We start from the raw sequence: 19,230 nt of genomic DNA, 5'->3' as shown, positions 1-19,230 counted from the left end.
GATTGAGGCCAGTCGTTGCGTGCAGGAACGGGAGCCGCGGCTTCCTGCTGGCGCTCTCACGGTCCGGAAATCCGAAAGACCTCGTTTTCATCAGGGACATTGCGAGAATTCACGACAGCAATGCTCCCGGTCGAGGAAATACAGCCGGATGTGCGACAGATTGCGGTACATCGCTGGCAAACTTGCCCCGTCAGCGGCGTTATGCGGCGCAGCGGCGTCAATGGAGGGGATCGACGATGGCAAAGAGCCAAAGGGCCAGCGGAGAATCCCGGCGCGACCAGTCGTGAGCGGTCGTTCTGCCGTGGCCGATAGAACAGCAGACCCGCAGGAGAACTGCCGCCGGAAAGACCAGCGGCAGCTTGGCTTCGCGCCGTCCGGAACCGGGACCGTCCACATCGGCAGACTCCAGGGACTCGCTGGACTGTCGAAAAAATCACGCCAGCAACGACGTTACTCGTTGCCTTTCTTGTCGTTCTTGGCTTTGCGTTTCTCCTTAAGCGTCAACGCGGGCTTCTTCCGAGGTTCCTTCTTGCCTTTGTCGCCCTTCCCCTTGTCCGCCATCTTGATCGCCCTCTCTTCTGTTTGATCGCGCCACGGATTGCGCATTGCCGACCGATGCGGGACGCATTATGGGTGCAGGGTGCGATTGCGTCAAACCCCGATGTGTCCATGTTCAGATTCCGGGGACAGCTCTCGACCGTCGGGATCAGGCGGCCGACGCGGTCGCATCGGCAACCAGCCCTGTGTTCTCGCATCCCCCACGCGTTGTGCTTTCCCGCCGCGCGTTGTAATTTGAGATCGCTGTAAGTCATCGGCGACGGATTCGGCCGCAGAACGTCGGATGGGCTTGCCCGCAATTCGTTGCAGCATCAGGGCGCTGACTTGAGCATCGGACCGCGAACCTCTCGACCGCAGTTGCGTCTGATCGCCCCGGCAGGATCTCGGCGTATTCGACGCCCGATCCTCCCCGAATGTTCATTTCGAACTCTCTCGATAGTTGGCGAGAGGGCCGTGCGGTAGTATCGACATCGGTTGCGCGACAGCGGCGACGCCTCATCGGTGTGGTATTTTGCCGCTTTGTCCGGCGTCGTCGGCCTCCTCCCCCCAAGGCGGATTGAGCCTCGACTCAGAAAATGGTGGTGCCGCGCTAACCGAGCGTCCCCAGAGAATGGAGCAGGTGGATGAAGTTTCGATTTCCGATCGTCATCATCGACGAGGACTTCCGGTCCGAGAACGCATCCGGTCTCGGAATTCGGGCGCTCGCCGGGGCGATCGAGCAGGAAGGGATGGAGATCCTGGGGGCAACCAGCTATGGCGATCTCTCCCAGTTCGCGCAGCAGCAGAGCCGTGCGTCCGCCTTCATCCTCTCCATCGACGACGAAGACCTGATGGGGGGGGCCGACATCGACCCCGCGATCATCAAGCTGCGGAGGTTCATTGAGGAAATCCGCTTTCGGAACGCCGAAATCCCGATTTACCTCTACGGCGAAACGCGGACCTCGCACCATATCCCCAACGACATTCTGCGGCAGTTGCACGGTTTCATTCACATGTTCGAGGATACGCCGGAGTTTGTCGCCCGGCACATTATCCGCGAAGCCAAGGCCTACCTCGACAGTCTGCCTCCGCCGTTCTTTCGCGCGCTCATGCACTACGCGCAGGACGGTTCCTACTCGTGGCATTGCCCGGGGCACTCCGGCGGCGTGGCGTTTCTGAAGAGTCCCGTGGGACAGATGTTTCACCAGTTCTTCGGCGAGAACATGCTCCGCGCCGACGTCTGCAACGCAGTGGAAGAGCTGGGCCAACTCCTCGACCACTCGGGTCCGGTGGCAGCCTCCGAGCGGAATGCCGCCCGGATCTTCAACGCCGATCATTGCTTCTTCGTGACGAACGGAACGTCGACGTCCAACAAAATGGTCTGGCACTCGACGGTCGCCTCGGGCGACATCGTCGTCGTCGACCGGAACTGCCACGTCTCCATCCTGCACTCGATCATCATGACCGGCGCCGTGCCGGTGTTCCTGATGCCCACGCGCAATCACCTGGGAATCATCGGCCCGATTCCGCTCGAGGAGTTCCAGCCGGAGAACATTCAGGCGAAAATCGAAGCCAATCCGTTCGCGCGCGAAGCGCAGGCCCGCAACCCTGGGCGCAAGCCGCGGATTCTCACCATCACGCAGAGCACGTACGACGGCATCATCTACAACGTCGAAACCCTCAAGGAGCTTCTCGACGGGAACATCGGCACGCTGCACTTCGACGAGGCGTGGCTGCCGCACGCGACATTTCACGAGTTCTATAAGGACATGCATGCCATCGGCCGCGACCGCCCGCCCCCGAAAGACTCGATGATTTTTGCGACGCACTCGACCCACAAGCTGCTCGCGGGGATCTCGCAGGCTTCGCAGATTCTCGTTCAGGAGTCGGAGGCGGAGAAGCTCGACCGGCATATCTTCAACGAAGCCTACCTGATGCACACCTCGACATCGCCGCAATATGCGATCATCGCTTCGTGCGACGTGGCGGCGGCGATGATGGAGCCTCCCGGCGGGACGTCGCTGGTCGAAGAGTCGATACTGGAAGCGATCAACTTCCGCCGCGCCATGCGCAAAGTCGACGACGAGTGGGGCCAGGACTGGTGGTTCAAGGTCTGGGGCCCCGACCGCCTCGCCACCGACGGAATCGGACATCGCGACGACTGGCTGCTCCGGGCGAACGACGAGTGGCACGGGTTCGGCAATATCGCACCCGGCTTCAACATGCTCGACCCCATCAAGGCCACGCTCATCACCCCCGGCCTGGATCTCTCCGGCCGGTTCTCCGAGACCGGCATTCCCGCCTCGATCGTCACCCGTTATCTCGCCGAACACGGGGTCATCGTCGAGAAGACCGGGCTCTATTCCTTCTTCATCATGTTCACCATCGGCATCACCAAGGGCCGCTGGAACACGCTCGTCAGCGCGCTGCAGCAGTTCAAGGACGACTACGACAAGAATCACAAGATGTGGCGGATTCTGCCCGAGTTCGTGGTTCAGTACCCGCAGTACGAGCAGCTCGGCCTCAAGGATCTTTGTCAGCAGATCCACGACACCTACAAGGCCAACGACGTCGCCCGCGTAACCACCGACATGTATCTCTCTGTGACCCAGCCGACGATGAAACCGTCGGATGCCTTCGACCGGGTCGCCCATCGCGATATCGACCGCGTCGAAATCGACCACCTCGACGGCCGCACCACAGCAGTCCTGCTCACGCCCTACCCGCCGGGTATCCCGCTGCTCATCCCCGGCGAACGGTTCAATCCGACCATCGTCCAGTACCTGACATTCGCCCGCGAGTTCAACGACCGCTTCCCCGGCTTCGACACAGATATCCACGGCCTCGTGGAACAGGTCGACCGCGGCCATCGGCGATATTTCGTCGACTGCATCCGCGTCAACGGCGAGGGCTCTCATGGCTGAGTACGATGCGGCCGGATGGAAATTGCCGTTTGCCAGGAGCTCTGCGGCAAGAGTCCGCTGATTGGCCCATCCGACGAACGCGCATTTCATGCAATGGATCGCAGAGAGTTTGAGCTGGAAGAACTTGAAGTCGAGATCACGAAAAGCATCGCGCTGCGGCAGGCGGATCTTGCGGTTCACAGCTTCCAGCGGGTCCGTTGAGATCGTCCTTCAAGAAGTCAGCGACCGCCCGTCAGAGCCTCTTCGAATCCATTGAAGCGTTCTACAACCGTCAACGCCTCCACTCCGCCCTCGGCTATCGGTCACCAGTCCAGTTCGCCAAAGCGGCGTAACCTGAACTCAGCACCCGCAAAACGTGGGGGAGTCCAGTTCGTCTTCCGGTTCGGATCGCGTGCGATGAACCTCTGCTCGTGGCGCCAGCGTTCAGCCTCGGCCGGTGCGAAGCAGTACGTCTCCGGGGCTCGCTCCAGGTACGGCGCCAGAATGGCCTGGACCTTGGGTCCCAACGGGACACCTGCTTATCGACGCCCAAGTACAGAGTCTTGTGCTGGCGGGGGGGGGGTAGATCCAGATTTCGTCCGAGCGATTGACGTCGGCCGACCGCATCTGCAGCACTTCCGAAGGTCGCATGCCGGTCAGCAACTGCAGCCGGCAGACCGCCGCCACCGGCGGAGACAGAAACGGCAGCGTCTGTTCGACGGTTTCGATTGCCACCGGCCTGATCGGCTCTTTCTCCCGGGCCTCAGACTGTCCACGCCGGAGCCCGGTCACGGCCTGCAAGCCGTGAAAAACGTTGGCCGGGATCAGTTCCTCCGAGACGGCCCACTTGATGCCGCGCTTGATTCGGCCATAGTGGCCCCGCCCCCGATGGCAAATCCGGGCTTGACCGCTGGCTTTGTGGAGCGTCAGACGGGGGTCAGACGGGGGACAGAAGGCTGGCGTGGCCTGAGCGCTCCTCAATCCCGGCGAAAAGGGTAGGACCACCACTTGTCGGAGGGGTTTTGAGCCGCTCTGCCCGACGTAAGCAGGTACGCTAAGTCCAGCGTTCGGCAGTAGTTAGGAAAAAGCCACCGGTCGGATTCGAACCGACGACCTACGCTTTACGAAAGCGTCGCTCTGCCAGCTGAGCTACGGCGGCACTCATTGACCCTTCGGGAAGACAGTCGCTGTTCCCGAAAGGTTCAACTCTCGCTGGATGCGGATGATAGCAAAAAACAACCGCTTGGCAAGGACTGGCGGACCCGATCGTATGCCGCGCTGCAGACGAGCTCGCGTCGAAGTCCCGTTCGTGGTTGTGTCCTTCGCAGGATGCGCTAAAATGTCCTCAGTGTCGGCCCCGTCATTCTCGTCGGTTCAGCCGCTCTGACCAGTTGAACAACTTTTCCGCGGAGCTCCTCACGATGGCCTACACTCTCCCGGCCCTGCCCTATGCGTACAACGCGCTGGAGCCTTCCATCGACGCCCGGACGATGGAGATTCACCACACCAAGCACCACCAGGCCTACATCAACAACGCCAACAAGGCCCTCGAAGGCCACGCCGACCTCGCCGCTAAAACTGCCGAAGAACTCATCGGCAACCTCGCCGCCGTCCCGGAAGCCATTCGAACCGTCCTGCGCAACAACGCCGGCGGACATGCCAACCATTCGCTGTTCTGGACCGTCATGGCGCCGAACGCGGGCGGGGCTCCGACCGGCGAGCTGGCGTCGGCAATCGAATCGACGTTCGGCGGCTTCGAGACGTTCAAGACGCAGTTTGGCGATGCCGCCACCAAGCGGTTCGGCAGCGGCTGGGCCTGGCTCTCGGTCGACAAGGGCAAGCTTCTGATCGAAAGCACAGCCAATCAGGACAGTCCGCTGATGGAAGGGCGGACGCCGATCCTCGGCCTCGACGTCTGGGAGCACGCCTATTACCTGCACTACCAGAACCGCCGTCCGGATTACATCGGAGCGTTCTGGAACGTGGTGAACTGGCCGGAAGTCGCGCGGCGCCTCGCGGCCGCCAAGTAGATCGAACCGCCAGAATCTGCAATGGATTGAACGGCGCGAGTCAACTCGCGCCGTTTTTTTGTTGCCCCGAATGCGTTCCAACAGCCGATCATTCAGAGGTGTTTTGCAGAACTAAGTCATTCGCTGCCAACAGTCTGCCAAGAATCGCGAAGCCAGGGCGGGCAGGTAGTCTGCGTTGGGAAGGTTTTTCTGGAAGCTGCTGATGGATCGCCAACGGTTTCCATTGCGAACTTCTGACCGCGCCATCGCCCTGTGGCTGCTGGCGACGTGCGGCGGCTGCGCCATTCCCGACTACCACATGCCGCATGGGTTCAGCTCCACCTACTTTCGAGCCCTGCAGCACCAGAACGCGGTGAGCTCCGCGGTCGATTCTGTGATCATGCGGCCTTCACCGGCATCCGCCCCGGCCCCGGTGGAATCCCCGCCGATCGAACCCTCCCCGCTCTATGTCCCGCAGAATTCCGAGCAGTCCCCGGCGGCGTGGAACCGGTTTCGCAGTTCGCTGAGCGTGTCGACGACCACATTGCCGCCGACGCCCTCACCGGCCCCGTCGACTCTGCCGTAGACAGGCCGCGTCGGTGCCGTAAATCCGCTAAAGCCCGCAGAAACCAGAGAATTCCTCCAGATTTCTCTTTTCCTGTCGCGCAATTTCTGGTAGGTCTGTGCCGCAAGTCTTGTCGAGGCCGGATGCTTCGTGGACTTGAGGGCCGGTTCCGCGTGACGTTTGGCGTTCTGTGGAGTTGGTCCAGCCAGGGGTGGCTGTTTCGGGAAAGGACTCCCCATGTCCAATGGATTGGTCAAGCTGATTGCATTGACCGGCGCGATCGGCGTCGGGCTGCTGGTCGTTCTGCAGCTTCAGAAGAGTCTCTCGACCCCGAAGTTCACGATCTCCGATGCGGTCGATTCTGACCCGGAATCATCGTCCCCCAGGCTCACTAATCTGGGCGATGCTTCCCCTGTGGTTGCCGCACTCGGCGGGCTAGACGGTTCATTGGCGGGGGCGGCCGAACCGCCGAAGTCCCTGCTGGATTTCGGCGACGCTCCTCCGGACACTTCTCGATCTGCCATCCAGCGAACCGCGGCCCTGTTGCCGGAAGTGGCGGAGTCTGCGGCAGAGCCTCCGGCCCCTACCGCGCCGCGACTCTCATTTAAAGACGACACCAACCTCGAAGATCCGTTTGGCAGCGATCCGGCGCCAGCGTCTGGCGAGGTGGTGGCGGAAGCTTCGGGACAAGCTGGGCCGGGTTTGCTGGCTCCCGGAACGACGGCCCCTGCGCGGCCCGTTCCTGCTCAGAAAACGGTGGAACCCTCCAGCGGGTTGCGGCTGGTGAAGGGAGACGCCTCGGATCTCGCTGATCCGTTCGGCGAAGACCCGCCTCCGGCGCGAACCTCCCCCGCAGCCGGTCCGCCCCGACAGATTCCAGGTGAGTTCGATTTTGGAGGCAAGCCCGAGGGTGCGACTTCTGGTCCCGGACGCGTCAGTCTGTCCGAGGAGGACGACGGCGAAGAGGTGATGGAGGCCGATCCGTTCGGTTCCGACGTGCCCGCTCCCCGGGCGGCTCAGCCAGCAGCGGCGAAATCGCAGCCGGCTCCGCTGAAACCTGTTCCGGTCCCAGACGATGACGTCGATCCCTTCGGGGCAGAATCTGCTCCGTCACCGTTGCGATCCCCGGCAAGCGACGAGCGGAAGCCGGCTCCGCCGCGGCAGCCCGCGATTGATACCGAACCCGATCCCTTTGGGACCGAACCGGCCTCAGCCCCGTTGCGATCTCCCATGGGCGAGGAACGGAAGCCGGCTCCCCCGCGACTTCCCGCGGTCAATTCCGAGCCCGATCCTTTTGGAGTTGAAGAGCTGCCACAATCCGGCGGGCCGGCGGCCCCGACGGAGCCGGTTGTTGAAACGCCAGCGGCCGAGGTCCCCGACAAAGATCCCTGGCCGGATCTGGGTCTGCCAGAGCCGGTTCCTCCGGCCCGCAGTCTGGATTTCGGGGAGGAACCTGAAACCGAACCCTCCAGCCTGCCGCCATCCATTCCCAACCTCCCAGTCCTGCGTCGCGCGCCCGCCCCGAGCAGCGACCCGCTGTTTGAAGATGACGCCCCGTCGATGCAGCGCGGCGAGCGGGCTCAGCAGGAAATTGACATCCCGCGAACCCCTCCGGCCCTCCCCGAGCGAGACCTGTCGGTGGAAGAACCGGCCGAGGAGCGGCGGGAACCGTTGCGGCTGACTGGCGAGCGCGAGCTCTCGCCGGCCTCCGAGTCCGACGGGAACGGCACCGCCCGCGAAGGAGTTCCCCGCGGCGAGCAGCAGCCGCGCCTGACAATCCGCAAAATCGCCCCTCCCCAGGCCACGCTGGGCCAGCCGCTGATTTACGAAGTGCTCGTCAAGAACATCGGCGACGTCTCCGCCCATCAGGTGGTTGTTGAAGACCGGATTCCGCGCGGCTCGCGACTGACCGGGACCATTCCGCGGGCGGAGATGCTTGAGAATCGGCTGTTCTGGAGACTGGGAACCGTCGAACCTGGCAGCGAGCGGAAGATCTCGATCCGAGTAATTCCGGAACAGGAGGGGCCGATTGGCAGCGTGGCCAAGGTCAATTTTGTCGCCGAGATCGCTGCGGAAATCGTCATCACCGCGCCTCAGTTGTCGCTGAAAGTGGAGTGCCCGTCACAGGTCCGGACTGGCGAAGCAGTCGACATGAAATTCGTGATTCGCAACGCCGGAAACGGCGAAGCGAAGAACGTGGTCCTGCGCGATATCCTGCCGGCGAACCTGCAACATCCCGCCGGGACCGATCTGGAAAACGCCATCGGCGATTTGAAGCCGGGCGAAACGCGCGAGCTGACGCTGCAACTGACCGCCGGCGAGTCCGGGAGCGTGGAGAACCAGGCGGTTGTGACGGCGGATGGCGGCCTGAAGGTGGAAGACAACACGCATCTCGAGATCGTCGGGGAGCAATTGACGCTGACCCGCAAGGGACAGACGAAGGTCTATGTCGGCCGGGCCGCGGTCTACACGAACAATATCAAGAACGAAGGAAGTCAGCCGGTCCGGCAGACGATGGTGGTTGAGGACATCCCCGCCGGATTCGACTTTGTCGAGGCGTCGGAAGGGGGGCGGTACGATTCGCAGACTCGCACGGTCACCTGGACGCTGGGAGAGATGCAGCCGGGCGAGACCCGCATGATTTCCGCGAAGTATTCCGCGCGAACCGCGGGGGAGTATTCGAGCCGGATTCAGCTCACCGGGGCATCGGGAAGCATCGCGAACATTCAGGGTCGGGTGAGCGTGGCTGGGATGCCGGCGCTCTCGATCGATTCGCCGGGCGAAGGCCGGGTGGTGGCGGTCGGGGAGCGGCTGATTTCGAAGATCCTGGTGCAGAATCGGGGAACCGCTCAAGCGGAAAACGTCGAGCTGATTGTGAATCTGCCGGCCGAGTTGAAGCTGGTTGACGCCAAGGGGCCCTCGCCGTTCAGGCGCGACGGCCGGGCTGTCATTTTCGAGGCGGTCCCCGTAGTGGGGGCTCGGACAAAGGCGACGTACGAGCTGACGCTGGAAGCGGTGTCTGAGGGGGACAGCCGGCTGGAGCTGGAGATCGCGGCCGATCACCTGACGAAGCCGGTCCACCGGGAAGAGGTGGTGCAGGTGGTGACGGGGGAAGCCCAGCCGCTGCGGTGAGCCGGGAGTGGCCCGCAGAAAGCTCGGCAGCACGACCCACACCAGCAGAAGCTAATTTGATATTGGGTCGGGTAGTCGGGGCTGGATCTAACGGACTTGAACTCTTCGCTTCGGGGCGTCGCAAGAATGATCCGGCGTCGGCGGCTGGATTGAAATCATCTGCGCAACAAAACGGCCATCGCCCGATGGCATCGTTCCGCCACCCGGCGATGGCCATCGGATCAATGGTCCATCGTTCGCGAAATTCCGCGTCCAGCTACTTTGTCAGCGTAAACGGAATATCGTTTGCGGCCGATTTCACTTCGGCAGTCAACTCGGTCTTATCGTTGTATTTTTTGGGAATGTACATCTCGCCGACCGGCTGAGGTTCATCATCCGGATTCGATTTATCGAACTTGCCGGGAATAATTCGCGAGGCCGTGATGCTGACTGACATCTTGCCGGCTTCGCACTGCAAATTGTACGTCCCATTCTTGATCTCGCCGCTGTAGGCGCGTCCATCCCCATCCATCTTGCGAAATTCAATCCGCCCGGTCTCAACTGGCGTCCCGTCAAAGGTGACCGCGCCTTTGACCGCAAAGAGCGCCGGCCCCTTGGGTCCGCCCCCGCATCCCGCCAGCATGCAGACAAGGAGCGCCGCCGCAAGACAGCTTCCCAAGCGGGGGATCGTAGTCCAGACCATGAAAATTCCTTCGTCGAATTGGTGTTTGCCTGCGACGGACTTGATGTCGAGATGCCAGCCCAATGCTGATTGGTCAGGCCAAGCCCTTGCCCGCATTGCCGGGCGATTGTTATTTCACGACGCGCTTGGCCGGCTGGCGAGGACGTTAACAAGAACAGGGGTGCTGATAACGTCTTCGGACGTTACCAGCACCCGCTTCCGCTCTGCGTAGGGTGCAACTAGAAGTCGCCAATCGTCAGCCCATCGTTATAGACGCCGAGTTTCATCCACGTCTGACGATCGATGTTCGTCGAAATGAACCGGACGGAACCATCTGCCATCGTCGCCTGCACGCCCCCGACGTGGAAGCTGCGAGCCGAATTCCAGCGGCCCGCCAGACCGCCCGCATTGCCATTCTCGCACGGGGCAGCGTTCGGCGCGGCAAGATAAACCGTCGCCTTGCAACTGTAGACACGGTCGGCCACAGAGGTATTCGGCGGTTCTGCTGTCGAGAAGCCGAACGAACCGTGCGGGGCGCCGCCCCAGTGGCCTCCCAGTTCACCCCACGCTCCGACGGAGTTGTTCCGAATGATTCCTTCGCTGACAAGGAGGGTGTTCGACGAACCATCGGTGCATGCGCGGAAACCCAGCCGGGAGTTCTGGAAAAACAAACCGGTCCCCGTGTTCGTAATCATGGTCTTGTCGGTGACAGACATCAGCCGCGTCGCGACATCAATGACCATTCCCGATAACGGTCCCACTCCAGCGCATACCGCATAATTACTCTGGAACGCGGTCAGACCTCCGTTGCCCCCGACACCCGGTGCATTGGGATCTGACGGGCAACTCATCCCGGGCACGTTTCCAACAATCGACTTATTCGTAATCCGATGGATATACTCACCTTCATAAGCGTTTACTGCTGGATATCCTTCGTACAGATTGTAAAGGGGGGACTGGTCAACGTAGGGCATGATCCGTTGAAACCAGCAGTCCCGCCGCTTGGTCTGCCCGGCATACAACTCGGCCTGATGCCCGTAGGGGAACGTGTCAAAAGTGTCATGGTAATTGTGAAACGCCAATCCAAGTTGTTTGAGGTTGTTCTTGCACTGCGTCCTTCGGGCAGCCTCCCGAGCCTGCTGAACGGCTGGAAGCAGCAGCGCGATCAGGATCGCAATGATCGCGATCACGACCAGTAATTCGATCAGCGTAAATCCGAGGCGATGTTTTCGCATAGAACCGTCTCCCGAAATGAAACAGCAAAGAAGACTAGAAGCAACCGCCGAGACAGTCGGCGGCAAAAGACATGGGGAAAATTGCGAAAATGCGGCGGAAGCAGTCCCGGCTTATTCAATTGGGCGAAACAGCGAGTGCCTGAAACTCATCCAAGGTTAACCATGCGTACTCGAAAACTCCAACCTAAAGTTCGTAATTCATCGGCAGCGATCGTCGCTGGCCTGCAGCGGTTTGGCAGGTGCAGCAACCGGGCGTCCCGCTGATCTTGCTCCAGCGCCACGCCGTACAGTTGGGGCGGGCAAGTCTGAAGCCAACGCGTCTGGCGTCTCGCAATCATCGTCCCAAGTTCCATTTGGCCATTTGCCCTGAGTTCTAGCCAGCATGATTCATCAAGCAGTTCATCATTCCGACGTCGGCTCGGTCCGAGTGCAAGCGGCGATCGAGCGGTGATCCGCGCCGGGCGGCGCGCAGAACCTCCCCCTTCCCCGGAAGCGTCGAATAGCGATGTCGGGTCTGTGGCAGCACGACGGGAGAAGGCGTCAGGAGCCGCGCGGCCAGGGCAGCACCACCTGCGAGATTCGACGGTACTCGTCCGCACGCGGCCAGCTCGCGCTCAGCCGGAGCGCCACCTGGCGGGCGCTGACCGTGATCTCCGCCGCGGCCTTGATCAGACGCTGACGCCGCGACGTGGCCCCCCCCTCGCCCAGCGAATTCCCGCGACGACAATTGGACCGGCGTCGCCGGTGAGCTGCGCCCGGGAGATCTCGATTTCAATCGGTTTTCGGAGGAGGAAATCGAGGGCAAACGGCAACACGCCCTGCCAGCTTATGCCCGGCCTCCTTGTGGCGTTGAAGTGCTGATCTGACAACACCTTCTACGCCGCGGGAGGCCTTTGTCTTGGAGCGGGGTGAATCATTCGGGATGGGCTGATTCGGCTCTGTCAATCCGTGTGATCGGGAAATCATCGCGCGTACTGGTGAACCATTCCCGCATAAAGTACGCTTCTATCCCGCTTCTACAGCGATCTTCCGGGAGACGGTGGGCGAACGGAACGAGCCCCGCGGCCTTGAAGGAAATGCAGCGTCAGTCCACGATCAGAATGGGAATGAAGTTCTACCTCGGCCAATCAATCCGCCCGAAGCGGAACGCCGTACCGACGGCCATCATGACGATGAAAAGGGACATTTCAGGTAACACGTAGCAAGAGAAAACGACGTAAGTCCCTGCCTTGCAACAGGGCCGAGTGGCGAAACCGGCAGACGCAACGGACTTAAAATCCGTTGGGGAGCAATCCCCGTGCGGGTTCGAACCCCGCCTCGGTCATCTTTCGAAAACGCAAGGTTCGTAGCAAATTCCGCAGTATTGGGGAGGCTCTGCTGCGTTTTGTGCTGCGGATTTTCGTCCCCGTCGACCGCCCTCTGGAAATGCTGGTCAGTGACCTGCAGGGAGTGCTTCTGCACGATCTGCTCGCTGCTTCCCAGCCACTGACAAACCACGTGAGTCGGAAACCGCTCCGTCAACTCAGTCCGGCAGCTCGACCGCAAAATGTGACACAGGCGGGGCCAGGGCTGCTGGCCGGCTTTGCGAATGAGCTTCTGGCAGAGCGATCACAGATTAGACGCCCCCTGGTCCCGTTTGGGGCGGGCATCGCAGTGGATGAGCCGCTGGGGCACGTGCTCGGTTCTTTCTGGAGCAGCAGCGTAAACGTCAGCCAGCAACGAGCGAAGCTCCACACGTGCAGCCGTCCGTGCTCCACATCAACGTCCGAACATCGCAGGCTGAAAGGTTCGGACGGAGTCCGCAGTCCCGCGTAGCAGGCCAGACCGATCGCCGGCCGCTTCGACGATTCCAAGTTCGATTCGACCGATGCCACGACGTCCATGAAGCCTTCCTGGCGCTCGCCGAAAGACTTATCTGCGTCCAAGACCTTCAAGCAGGGTTTTGTCAGCGGTTCTCAGTGATTTGGTGATTCGTGGAGATGAATTTCCTGATTTACCATAGATTGGCGCCAGGCCTGGAGCATCAGGACGGGCCAGAGCCAGTATTTCCAGTCGACTCGCCCGGCGACGTGGTCTTGCCAGGCCCGCCGGATCGGTTGCGGATTGAGCAGCCCGTCGTGCGACAGAGCCGGGACGCTCAGCAGATTCTCGGACCAGTCGCGCAATGGCCCGCGGAGCCATTCCCCCAGCGGGACGCCGAAGCCGAGCTTTGGGCGTTCGAACATTTCCCGAGGGACGTGGCGGGCGAGGACGTCGCGGAGCAACTGCTTTCCGCCGGTCGGACCGAGCTGCCATTCCAGGGGCAACGTCCACGCGAACTCGACAACGCGGTGATCGATCAGGGGTACGCGAGCCTCCAGGGCGACGGCCATGCTGGTCCGGTCGACCTTGGTGAGAATGTCATCCGGTAGATACGTGCGCGCGTCGATCCACATCCACCGCCGCTGCTGGTCGGCAAATTCCGGCCACTGCTCCCGCTGCCCGAACAGCGTGGGGGGCTCTGCGACTTCCGGCAAGAGGCCCTCGGCGGCCTGCCAGTAGCACATATTGCGGCAATAGACTGCCTCGGCATCGGTGTCCGCCAGAAGCCGGCCTGCGCCGCGGAACAACCGTCCGATCGGCCGCGGCAGTTGCCGACTGATCGCCTGACACAGTCCGCTCGCAGCGGGGAGGACAGCGCCGGGCAGCAAGTTCCGGAGCCAGGCGAGGCGATACGGATGGAAGTAACGCGAGTAACCGCAGAACAGTTCGTCCCCACCGTCGCCCGACAAGGCCACCGTGACGTGCCGACGGGCCAGTTCGCAGACCAGGAACGTGGGAATCTGCGAGGAATCGGCGAAGGGTTCGTCGAACATCGTCGGCAGCCGCGGAATCACCGCCTGGGCCTGGGCGGCCGTGACGTAGTGCTCGGTATGGTCGGTCCGCAGATGCTCTGCGACTCGTCGTGCAAAGGGCGCTTCATCGTACGGGGCCTGTTCGAAGCCGATGGAGAATGTCTTCACCGGCCGACCACTTTGCGACTGCATCATCGCGACGACCGCCGACGAGTCGATGCCGCCGGAAAGGAAGGCCCCCAGCGGCACGTCGGCGATCATCCGCAGTCGAACGGCGTCGGCCAGCAGAGCTTCGAGACGGTCGACCGCCTCGGCCCGGGTTCCGGCAAACTGCTCGATCTGGCCTCGTCGGGCGATGACATCAAAGCTCCAGAACGGTTGCGGCTCCGGCAGCTCCGATTGTCCGGGAGACAGGGTCAGCATCGTGCCGGGGGGAAGTTTTTTCGTCCCCGCATCGATGGACAAAGGCGTCGGCACGTAGCCGTGCTTGAGGAAGAGCAGCGTCGCGCCGCGATCGAGTTCCCGCCGATAGGCCGGATGCGCGCGGAGGGCTTTCAATTCGGACCCAAAAAACAGCGTCTGCCGCTGCCGGCCGTAGTAGAGCGGCTTGATTCCCATCCGGTCGCGGACGAGGGTCAGGGTTCGCTCCCGTCGGTCCCAGAGAGCGATGGCGAACATGCCGATGCAGCGCTGAATCGTCGCCCGCAAGCCCCAGCGTACGGTCCCGGCGAGCAGCACCTCGGTGTCCGAATGGCTGCGAAACGGGTAGGCGTCTTCGAGGTCGGTGCGCAGTTCGGCGTGGTTGTAGATTTCGCCGTTGAAGACGATCGTGAATCGCCCGCAGGCCGAGGACATCGGCTGGTGGCCGCCGGGGGACAGATCGATGATCGCGAGCCGGGTCTGGCCGAGCCCGACGCCGGCCTCCGGATCCGACCAGGCTCCGGCGTCATCGGGTCCGCGGTGGTGCAGCGTCGCGGCCATCCGCCGGGCAAGACGTTCCAGCTCGGCCGGCGAGGCGTCCGCCGTCTGGTTCCAGAATCCGGTGATGCCGCACACGCGTTTCCCCGCAGTCTCCCGTCGGAACTACTTCTCGGCGAGCGCCCGGTCGACGGCGGACTCGATCGAATCGGGCGACGAGTAATCCCACACGATGGTCCCGGAGCGATTGATGACCCACGTCTGAGGAATGGCGTCGGCCCGGAATCCGATGAGAGTTTCGATCGCCCCGTAGCCGTTGAGCCAGGTGATCCCGGCTTTTTCGAGAAACAGCTTGCTTCTGTCGAGTACGTCTGACTGCTCGGTCGTCAGGCCCACGAAGACGACCCCCTGGTCGGAGTACTTCTGATGCAGGGCGATCAGTTCGGGAGCGGCTTCGAAACAGGGACGGCACCAGTAGGCCCAGGCGTCTACGACGACGACCTTGCCCTGGAAGTAATCGTCGGCCGGAGCTTCACCATTCAGCCAGCCCGCCGCTTTGATCGCCGGCGCCGGCTGCCCCAGCAGGTCGGAAGTTCGATAGGAACCGGCCATCGGCCCCCGGGGCTCTTCGTTGAGGATGGACCGCACCAGCGCCGCCAGCGCGACGACCACAACGACCGCCGTCGCCACCTTGAAGAACGGCGACGTCGGTTGCGGGTCAGGTTCGTAGTCGGCCGTGGACATAGAGCTTTCCTGCAAATGGGAGCGTTGCGACGGACGCGCGCCGGCTCAGAGGCCATACAGCTCGGCGTATTTGTTCCACAGGTGCTTCACGAGCGGATCCGCCGACAACGGCCGACCGGTCACGACCTGAACCAGTTCGGTTGCGGTGTATCGTCGACCGTGCCGGTGAATCTGCTCGTTGAGCCAGGACTTTAACGGCCGGAACTGTCCCGAGGCAAAGAGGGTCTGCAGGTCCGGCTGGGCCGCCTCGGCCGATTCAAAGAACTGGGCGGCATACATGTTGCCCAGCGCATACGTCGGGAAATATCCCATCAGGCCCGCGCTCCAGTGGATGTCCTGCAGGCAGCCGACGGAGTCGTCCGGCGGAGTGATTTCGAAGTAATTTCGAAAGGTTTCGTTCCAGGCGGTCGGCACGTCTGCGGCCGCAAGGCTGCCGTCGAGCAGTTTCACTTCGAGTTCGAACCGCAGCATGATGTGCAGGTTGTAGGTGACTTCGTCGGCTTCCACCCGGATGAACGACGGATGAACGTCGTTGATGGCGGCGTAGAACTGCTCCAGGGGCGTCGATCCGAGCGCCACGGGAAACGCCGTTCGGGCATGCGGATACAGGTAGTTCCAGAACGCCCGTCCGCGTCCGACGAAGTTTTCCCACAGGCGCGACTGGGACTCGTGGATGCCGAGCGAGACCGCCTGTCCGAGCGGGAGGCCGAACGCTTCCGGGGGGAGTCCCTGTTCGTAGATGCCGTGTCCGGCTTCGTGCAGGACGCCGAAGAATGCGGAGGAGAAGTGGTGGTCGTGGTAGCGGGTGGTGAGCCGGCAGTCGCCGGGGCCGAATGCGCTGCAGAAGGGATGTGCCGAGCGGTCGATGCGACCGCGTTCGAAGTCGAAGCCGATCAGCTTCGCCGCCGCCTCAGCGAAGACCTGCTGGGCTTCAATGGGATAGTGCCGCTCCAGCAGCTCGTTTCGGGGCTGGCGACCAGACGATTGAATCGCTGCGACCAGCTTGACCAGTTCGTCGCGGAGGGGCGCGAATACGGCCAGGATGTCGGCCGATCGAGCGCCAGGCTCATATTCATCGAGCAGGGCGTCGTAGGGGACGCCCCCGGCGTACCCGATCGCGGCCGCCTCTTCTCGCTTGAGGCCGATGAGCTTGTCGAGCCAGGGCTGGAAGACGGAGAAAGCCTTGTCCTTGCGAGCCTCTTTCCAGACCTGCTGAGCCAGGCTGGTTGTGCGGGTCAGCTCTTCGACGAGCCGCCTCGGCAGTTTGGTTGCTCGATTCCAGGTGCGCCTGGCTTCGCGGACGTTGGATGCCAGGTCCCCGTGCGGATCGCCCAGGTCGCCTCCGGATTCCAGTTCGCTCAACAGCTCTCCGATTCGCGGGCTGGTCCGGCGTTCGTGCGTCAGGCCGGCGAGGAGTCCCAGTTGATTCGCGCGGTGCTCGGCGCCGCCGGCCGGCATGCAGGTCTGCTCGTCCCAGCTCAATACGCTGGCGCAGCTCCCGAGCAGTTCCGATTGGGTCAACAGTTGATACAGCTCACCCGCGCGTTCTGCAGTTTGCGTCATGCGTGTTCTTCGCTCCAGCGGCGGCCATCCTTCGGCCATGAACCTGTCGAGCGGGGTCGCCGCCCCGCTCGAACTTCGATGCCATTCGCAGCGGAACGCAGAGCTGCGTTCCGAGCCCTCTCCGGCGAGCGTCTCAAATCAGTTTCGATTCAGACGGCTCCGGCGGTCCTGCCATTCGATGTTCAAAGGTTTCAGGAACTTGTCGAGAAATGCGACCATGTGGGCTTCGACCGGCGGATTCATCCGTTTGAAGAGGAGATCGGTGCCGTGATACTTGCCGTCGTACTTCTCCAGGAAAACCGTTTCCATTTCGGGTTTCTTGGGGACGAGCTGGTCGAAGAGCTTATTCGCTGTGGCGAGGCTGGCGGCGTCTTTCGTTCCGACGGCGAGCATGACGGCGATCGGAAACTGTCGCAGCTTGGCTCCGACGGCGGACATCGAAATTCCGGGGGTGGTCGTATCGGGGGACAACATGATCAGACACTTCACGTCCTGGCCGCGCGGGGTGCGGTCCATCAGCAGCGGGGCGTCGTCGTAAGGGGTTTTGGCCCAGTCCTGGAGGGCGAATTCGCCGACGACAGGAGTCATGACGTCGGCCGCCACGATGGCCAGCTTCGCAATGTTGAGTTTCTTGTTCTGGTGCTCGTCGAGCAGGAACTTTTTGACGGCGTCGAGGTCCAGATTCACAATCGCCTGATAATCCCGGCCATTCAGGTCTTTGGAAGCGGCTTTTTTTCCGTCAGCGCTTCCCTTGCCGCCGGTGCTTTCGCCGTGTCCGCGGGGATCGACGGTGACGACGGCGTAGCCGAGGTCCTGCAGGGCTTTGGCGAGCGGTTTGGCGCCCTGCGGAGCGTTGTTGTAGATCAACCGGCTGCTTCCCTTGCCGGGGAGCATGACGACGACGGGAGTATCTTTTCCTCCGGTGCCGGGGTAGTAGGTGATGCGGATTTCGAAGTTGTCTTTGGTGGTCAGCGTCTTATCTTCGGCGGCCCCTGCCTTGGCGGCCGGGGCCTGAGCCCAGGCGCCGTCGGGGCCGGCGAGCGAGGTCAGCGCCAGCAGTCCGACGGCGAGGGTTTGCCGGAGAATGGTCGTAATTCGCTTCGTGCGGCAGACCTTGGATTGCATGAAAGATACCCTGTTGCTGGAGCCAGCAGATTCCGACAGCGGGGAGAATTGACGCATTCCCCGCCTCTCTGTCAGTTTAGGGCGAGTGTGTGACAGGGTCAATCAGCCTGCCCGAGCCGATCGGGTTTCGTTGGAATCCCAGTCAGGCGCAGCAGGCATAGTACCTCTGCTTTGCGATGGCGGAGCGGGAGCGGCTATCGCCGGCTGACAAACCGTAACGATCCATTCATTCCTCACAGCCAGAAGATCGCGATGGCCGCTTTGAAGCTGTTTCCCTGCCGAGGCCTGTTTGTGACCGGGACTGATACGGGAGTCGGCAAGACTGTTGCGACGACTCTGATTCTTCGAGACTTATGCTCGCGCGGGCTGCGAGTCGGCGCTTATAAACCCGCGTGCTCGGGCGCCGCGACAGGGCCGGATGGCGTTCCAACCTGGGATGATGTCTCGGCCCTTCGGAATGCAATTGCCTTCGACGGTCCGGACGATGCGATCTGTCCGCAGCGGTTCCTGGCCGCCGTGGCGCCGCCCCAGGCGGCCCGCCTCGAACGTCGCGAAGTGAATGATGCGCTGCTCACTGCCGGTGCAGCCTGGTGGTGCGGTCGGTCGGACGTCCTCGTCGTCGAAGGGGCCGGCGGGTGGCTGTCGCCGCTCAGCGACCAATCGCTGGTGGCGGATGTGGCGGCCGCTTTGCAGTATCCGGTGCTCGTGGTCGCCCGGGCGGGCCTGGGGACCATCAATCACACTTTGCTGACGATTGAATCTGTCCGGGCGCGCGGACTCCGTGTCGCTGGAATTGTGCTCAACGAACCCGACGCGAATTCGCATGATCTTTCCACGGCGGAGAATGCCGCACAGATCGAGCGATTCGGTGGCGTCGGCGTCCTGGGGAGAATTTTGTTCGGCCGATCGGATCAGTTGGTTTCCGCCGGTCCTGTCGCCAGCGTAGACTGGCAGTCTCTGGCGGACGGCCCGCGAGCCGCCGTCTGACGGGAAGTCATCAGTCT

Annotated in this window: 14 protein-coding genes, 2 tRNA genes and 1 pseudogene; 8 read left to right on the top strand and 9 right to left on the bottom strand. The window is 62.3% G+C overall.

The genetic code is table 11. From position 1 onward, the window contains the following. Positions 1-217: 217 nt before the first annotated feature. Both SH412_RS08220 and SH412_RS08215 read right to left on the bottom strand, forming a co-directional pair. The gene (locus SH412_RS08220; RefSeq protein ID WP_336523023.1) at positions 218-394 is read right to left on the bottom strand and encodes a hypothetical protein; all 177 of its coding nucleotides are present in this window, start codon (positions 392-394) and stop codon (positions 218-220) included. A 56-nt stretch (positions 395-450) separates the two neighbouring features. Then, positions 451-606: a hypothetical protein gene (locus tag SH412_RS08215; RefSeq protein WP_336523022.1), complete on the bottom strand. Its 156-nt coding sequence runs from the start codon at positions 604-606 to the stop codon at positions 451-453. Between the two features lie 575 nt (positions 607-1,181). Between SH412_RS08215 and SH412_RS08210 the strand changes: the two genes are divergently transcribed. The 3 genes and pseudogenes from SH412_RS08210 to SH412_RS08200 all read left to right on the top strand — a co-directional run. Next, complete coding sequence (locus SH412_RS08210; protein ID WP_336523021.1) at positions 1,182-3,461, top strand: arginine/lysine/ornithine decarboxylase; 2,280 nt, start codon at positions 1,182-1,184, stop codon at positions 3,459-3,461. A 15-nt stretch (positions 3,462-3,476) separates the two neighbouring features. Continuing rightward, a complete protein-coding gene (locus SH412_RS08205) occupies positions 3,477-3,662 on the top strand; it encodes a hypothetical protein (RefSeq protein ID WP_336523020.1) in 186 nt (61 codons plus the stop codon). 8 nt (positions 3,663-3,670) lie between these two features. Then, positions 3,671-3,793, top strand: a pseudogene (locus SH412_RS08200) (IS3 family transposase); the annotation flags it as partial. 733 nt (positions 3,794-4,526) lie between these two features. Here the strand turns inward: SH412_RS08200 and SH412_RS08195 are convergent. Further along, positions 4,527-4,599: transfer RNA gene (locus tag SH412_RS08195), tRNA-Thr, on the bottom strand. Between the two features lie 262 nt (positions 4,600-4,861). Here SH412_RS08195 and SH412_RS08190 point away from each other — a divergent pair. The 3 genes from SH412_RS08190 to SH412_RS08180 all read left to right on the top strand — a co-directional run bounded on the left by SH412_RS08190 (position 4,862) and on the right by SH412_RS08180 (position 9,146). Continuing rightward, the gene (locus SH412_RS08190) at positions 4,862-5,470 is read left to right on the top strand and encodes a superoxide dismutase (protein ID WP_336523019.1); all 609 of its coding nucleotides are present in this window, start codon (positions 4,862-4,864) and stop codon (positions 5,468-5,470) included. Between the two features lie 202 nt (positions 5,471-5,672). Next, complete coding sequence (locus tag SH412_RS08185; protein WP_336523018.1) at positions 5,673-6,035, top strand: hypothetical protein; 363 nt, start codon at positions 5,673-5,675, stop codon at positions 6,033-6,035. Between the two features lie 216 nt (positions 6,036-6,251). Then, entirely contained in the window at positions 6,252-9,146 is a 2,895-nt protein-coding gene (locus SH412_RS08180) for a hypothetical protein (RefSeq protein ID WP_336523017.1), read from the top strand. A 256-nt stretch (positions 9,147-9,402) separates the two neighbouring features. Here the strand turns inward: SH412_RS08180 and SH412_RS08175 are convergent, their stop codons facing one another. After that, complete coding sequence (locus tag SH412_RS08175) at positions 9,403-9,828, bottom strand: hypothetical protein (RefSeq protein WP_336523016.1); 426 nt, start codon at positions 9,826-9,828, stop codon at positions 9,403-9,405. Between the two features lie 218 nt (positions 9,829-10,046). After that, positions 10,047-11,042 (bottom strand): DUF1559 domain-containing protein, encoded by a 996-nt coding sequence (locus SH412_RS08170; protein ID WP_336523015.1) that lies wholly within the window; start codon positions 11,040-11,042, stop codon positions 10,047-10,049. A 1,238-nt stretch (positions 11,043-12,280) separates the two neighbouring features. Between SH412_RS08170 and SH412_RS08165 the strand changes: the two genes are divergently transcribed. Beyond that, a tRNA-Leu gene (locus SH412_RS08165) sits at positions 12,281-12,366 on the top strand. A 631-nt stretch (positions 12,367-12,997) separates the two neighbouring features. Here the strand turns inward: SH412_RS08165 and asnB are convergent. The 4 genes from asnB to SH412_RS08145 form a co-directional block, all read right to left on the bottom strand. Continuing rightward, positions 12,998-14,932 carry an asparagine synthase (glutamine-hydrolyzing) gene (gene asnB / locus SH412_RS08160; RefSeq protein ID WP_336523014.1) on the bottom strand — a complete coding sequence of 645 codons (1,935 nt, stop codon included), beginning with the start codon at positions 14,930-14,932 and terminating at the stop codon, positions 12,998-13,000. Between the two features lie 27 nt (positions 14,933-14,959). Next, a complete protein-coding gene (locus SH412_RS08155; protein WP_336523013.1) occupies positions 14,960-15,538 on the bottom strand; it encodes a TlpA family protein disulfide reductase in 579 nt (192 codons plus the stop codon). Between the two features lie 45 nt (positions 15,539-15,583). Then, entirely contained in the window at positions 15,584-17,101 is a 1,518-nt protein-coding gene (locus tag SH412_RS08150) for a carboxypeptidase M32 (RefSeq protein ID WP_336523012.1), read from the bottom strand. A 138-nt stretch (positions 17,102-17,239) separates the two neighbouring features. Continuing rightward, positions 17,240-18,226: an alpha/beta hydrolase gene (locus tag SH412_RS08145; RefSeq protein ID WP_336523011.1), complete on the bottom strand. Its 987-nt coding sequence runs from the start codon at positions 18,224-18,226 to the stop codon at positions 17,240-17,242. 252 nt (positions 18,227-18,478) lie between these two features. Between SH412_RS08145 and bioD the strand changes: the two genes are divergently transcribed. Further along, positions 18,479-19,213: a dethiobiotin synthase gene (gene bioD / locus SH412_RS08140; RefSeq protein ID WP_336523010.1), complete on the top strand. Its 735-nt coding sequence runs from the start codon at positions 18,479-18,481 to the stop codon at positions 19,211-19,213. Positions 19,214-19,230: the final 17 nt, after the last annotated feature.

Origin of the sequence: Planctellipticum variicoloris, assembly GCF_030622045.1 — a bacterium.
Classification (GTDB): domain Bacteria; phylum Planctomycetota; class Planctomycetia; order Planctomycetales; family Planctomycetaceae; genus Planctellipticum; species Planctellipticum variicoloris.
This window is presented reverse-complemented; position numbering and strand designations above follow the sequence as displayed.

Excerpts from the sequence above, each read along its gene's own strand:
- SH412_RS08215 (WP_336523022.1), bottom strand. The coding sequence starts at position 606 with ATGCGCAATCCGTGGCGCGATCAAACAGAAGAGAGGGCGATCAAGATG.
- SH412_RS08210 (WP_336523021.1), top strand. The coding sequence starts at position 1,182 with ATGAAGTTTCGATTTCCGATCGTCATCATCGACGAGGACTTCCGGTCC.
- SH412_RS08205 (WP_336523020.1), top strand. The coding sequence starts at position 3,477 with ATGGAAATTGCCGTTTGCCAGGAGCTCTGCGGCAAGAGTCCGCTGATT.
- SH412_RS08190 (WP_336523019.1), top strand. The coding sequence starts at position 4,862 with ATGGCCTACACTCTCCCGGCCCTGCCCTATGCGTACAACGCGCTGGAG.
- SH412_RS08185 (WP_336523018.1), top strand. The coding sequence starts at position 5,673 with ATGGATCGCCAACGGTTTCCATTGCGAACTTCTGACCGCGCCATCGCC.
- SH412_RS08180 (WP_336523017.1), top strand. The coding sequence starts at position 6,252 with ATGTCCAATGGATTGGTCAAGCTGATTGCATTGACCGGCGCGATCGGC.
- SH412_RS08175 (WP_336523016.1), bottom strand. The coding sequence starts at position 9,828 with ATGGTCTGGACTACGATCCCCCGCTTGGGAAGCTGTCTTGCGGCGGCG.
- SH412_RS08170 (WP_336523015.1), bottom strand. The coding sequence starts at position 11,042 with ATGCGAAAACATCGCCTCGGATTTACGCTGATCGAATTACTGGTCGTG.
- SH412_RS08155 (WP_336523013.1), bottom strand. The coding sequence starts at position 15,538 with ATGTCCACGGCCGACTACGAACCTGACCCGCAACCGACGTCGCCGTTC.
- SH412_RS08150 (WP_336523012.1), bottom strand. The coding sequence starts at position 17,101 with ATGACGCAAACTGCAGAACGCGCGGGTGAGCTGTATCAACTGTTGACC.
- SH412_RS08145 (WP_336523011.1), bottom strand. The coding sequence starts at position 18,226 with ATGCAATCCAAGGTCTGCCGCACGAAGCGAATTACGACCATTCTCCGG.
- bioD (WP_336523010.1), top strand. The coding sequence starts at position 18,479 with ATGGCCGCTTTGAAGCTGTTTCCCTGCCGAGGCCTGTTTGTGACCGGG.